General features: G+C 32.1%; 2 protein-coding genes. One reads left to right on the forward strand and one right to left on the reverse strand.

Annotation, left to right across the window (positions count from 1 at the left end; all coding sequences use genetic code 11):
• The first annotated feature begins 291 nt into the window (after window positions 1–291).
• Window positions 292–657, forward strand: coding sequence for a DUF1815 family protein (locus AFK68_RS03400; RefSeq protein ID WP_094671599.1), 366 nt, complete (start codon window positions 292–294; stop codon window positions 655–657).
• Window positions 658–1,806: 1,149 nt separating this feature from the next.
• Here AFK68_RS03400 and AFK68_RS03405 read toward each other — a convergent pair.
• Window positions 1,807–2,871, reverse strand: a 1,065-nt coding sequence (locus AFK68_RS03405) for a mechanosensitive ion channel family protein (protein WP_143437478.1), incomplete at its 5' end; no start/stop codon positions are given.

Here is a 2,871-nt window from a genome sequence, read left to right on the forward strand (position 1 = left end):
GTAATGGTGCTGAAAATTGGTCCGAAAAATTTGAGTTTCTTAATACCTGATTTGAGAAGCTAAATTAATGGCTTGAGTCTAGAAAATACAAGCATTTAGCTGAATGTTGTGGTTGATACTTTGCTCAAAAATCCTATCAGTTAACTTAAGAGATATGGTATTAAAGGCCATTTAAGAGATATGCGATAAAAGATAATTGGGTTTATACTATTTCAGAAGTTAAACAGAAAAATTTTATAAAAACTTAAACATTGTCTAAAATCTTAGGGTTGTGGTGATAGGAGGATTATTGTGTTTCATAGACTTGCAGAACAACATCGTCAATTTGTACAAGACCTAGTAATGAATTTACAAGCTCTAGCAATTGTTCTAGAGAATAGAGGATATTTGGCATCCTGTTACACTTGTGGAGGTCAAAGGAATAGTGCATCATTCATGGTCAGTCTAGGAGAAAATCATCTGATTCGCTTTCTCGTATCAGATTATGGAATTACATGGACAGAAATGCGAGATGACCGTGAATTAATGAAATTAGAAGGAGCTGAAGCAATTAGCCAACTACAAGAACTAGCTAATTTGGTCAAAAATCAGATTCAGCCTTGTCAAAAGTCTAATCAACTGAGGCAGGAAGACTTCAGCCTGAATAAGGCAATTTAGTCCAAGAGTGATCCTGGGTGAGACCTCGTGGTTGTAATACTAAATTCAAAAAAGATAATTAATTAGAATAAATACAAAACTTTTAATGGACTTCCTGCCAATCATAGAGCTGTAATTAAAATTAATTGGCAGAAAAAGAATTTATTAAACTTATCGAACTGTGTTTAGTCCATTAACAGCAGTTTGACTCTAATCAAGACACATTCTACAAATCGATAATTCGTGAATCCGTTATTCTGACTCCTAACTTCTGTCAAGAAAATACTACTAGAGAGTATTTTTNTAAAACTTCCATAAATTTATGCTATCTATAGAGTTTTCATTTGATATGTGGAAACTAAGTTATATTAAAAAGGGAATAGGGAATAGGTATGGAGGGAATAGGGAAGAAGGGAAAACAGCATGAAATAGTAGATTAACACAAGGATATGTGGTATTCTGCACAAGGCTTTTTTATTATAAAAAAACTAAATTTTGATTTACATATCATTTGAAAATACTATATAGGGCTGGCTGATTAAATATCAAAGCATTGACAGATAAAGGTATTAGCCTTTTTGAGTCTGAAATACCTTGGTTTTCAGCCCTTCAGCCTCAAAAACTTACGATATTGGGGTGACGCGAGGCAGAAAAATCACTCTTGCTATACTTTCTGACTACCTTCTCTATAACTCCTATTTTTCCTGATTCTTAACTACTCCCTACTCCCTACTTCCTACTCCCTACCTCAACAAAAAGTATTTATTCGGCAAACCCTATTTAAACCCTTTTATTAAGGGATATTATTAAGCCAGAATTCAATTTTACTACAAAAGTCGAAAAGTCGGCTTTATATTCATTAGTATTCCACAGGAAATTCTTACCTTAAGACTATACTTGATCAACATCTTTAGTTAACAGTAAATATNCATTAGTATTCCACAGGAAATTCTTACCTTAAGACTATACTTGATCAACATCTTTAGTTAACAGTAAATATATTTAAAAATAGGTTTTTTTGTGATGAGTAATTTCGAGTTCCCAAGCTATCCACCTCCACCCCTCCCCATCTTTATTGTCAAAAAATGGTTTTATAAGTTTGTTATAATAGACAACTTTAAGAGTGGGTTATTATGGCTGATAGCTAATAGCTGAATGCTTACTTTTGTATTAGACCGTAATTGGTGAATCGACATAGATACTAGGTTTCTCTATATCAAAAGCAATACCATATTCCTTAAGTTTCAAAGTAATTCTTTGACTAGCATTATCTAACATTTGACGACGAAAATCCATAGATACTTTACCAGAACCTAAGATAAAAAATGTAATTTGGGCTTGAGTAATATTTTCTGATTTGGAACTAGGTAAATTTTTAAAGGTAATATTAGTATTACGAGGGTCAATGCCAAATATATCAGCGGTACTTGCTAAGATAACTTGACGTATTAGTGCTTGTTCTTCAATATCCACATCACGATAAAAAGTTAAGTCTAAAATAGACATAACTTTCTTTGCTGCACTAAAGTTTTCAATGTTTACCTGTGTTAGAGAATTATTAGGGATAATAATTAAAGTACCTTTACCAGAAGAACGAATTTTAGTTGAGCGTAAACCAATAGATTCTACCCTACCAAAAGTACCATCGGGAAGACCAATATAGTCATCTATTACAAAAGGTCTATCTATATAAAGAACAATTCCACCAAGTAATTGACTTAAAGTATTTTGGGAAGCAAAAGCAACGGCTACACCTCCTATTCCCAAACTAGCAATTAAACCAAATACATTCACTTGGTGAGTTTGAGCAAAAATGATAATAGCTAGAACAATAATAATAAAGTTCGCTAGAAATTTACCTACTATAAATAAGTCACTATTTGCTTTCCGATTGCTTCTGAATGCTGCTTCTATTAAATAGATATCAAAAAATTGTTTAACAAATTTAAAACTTAACCAAGTAGTGACAATAGTTAAGATTAAACTCAGAATTATTTCCAGAATAAAAGCTTCAGAATATGGTGTAACAGCTAGAATAGTTATCTCAGATATTGCTAAAGCAATGACTATTCCAATTAATAATTTATTCGGGGATATAATAATCTTATATGCTTCCAAAATTTCTGTAGATACTATTTTTCCTATTAGTTCAGGTAGTTTACTAATTCCCAGAATTGCAACTATTGTTATTACCCCTATTGCAAGTAAGCGCAGAATGCTACTAATATCTATAAC

Source organism: Hydrocoleum sp. CS-953, from assembly GCF_002260545.1.
Lineage (GTDB): Bacteria > Cyanobacteriota > Cyanobacteriia > Cyanobacteriales > Microcoleaceae > Trichodesmium.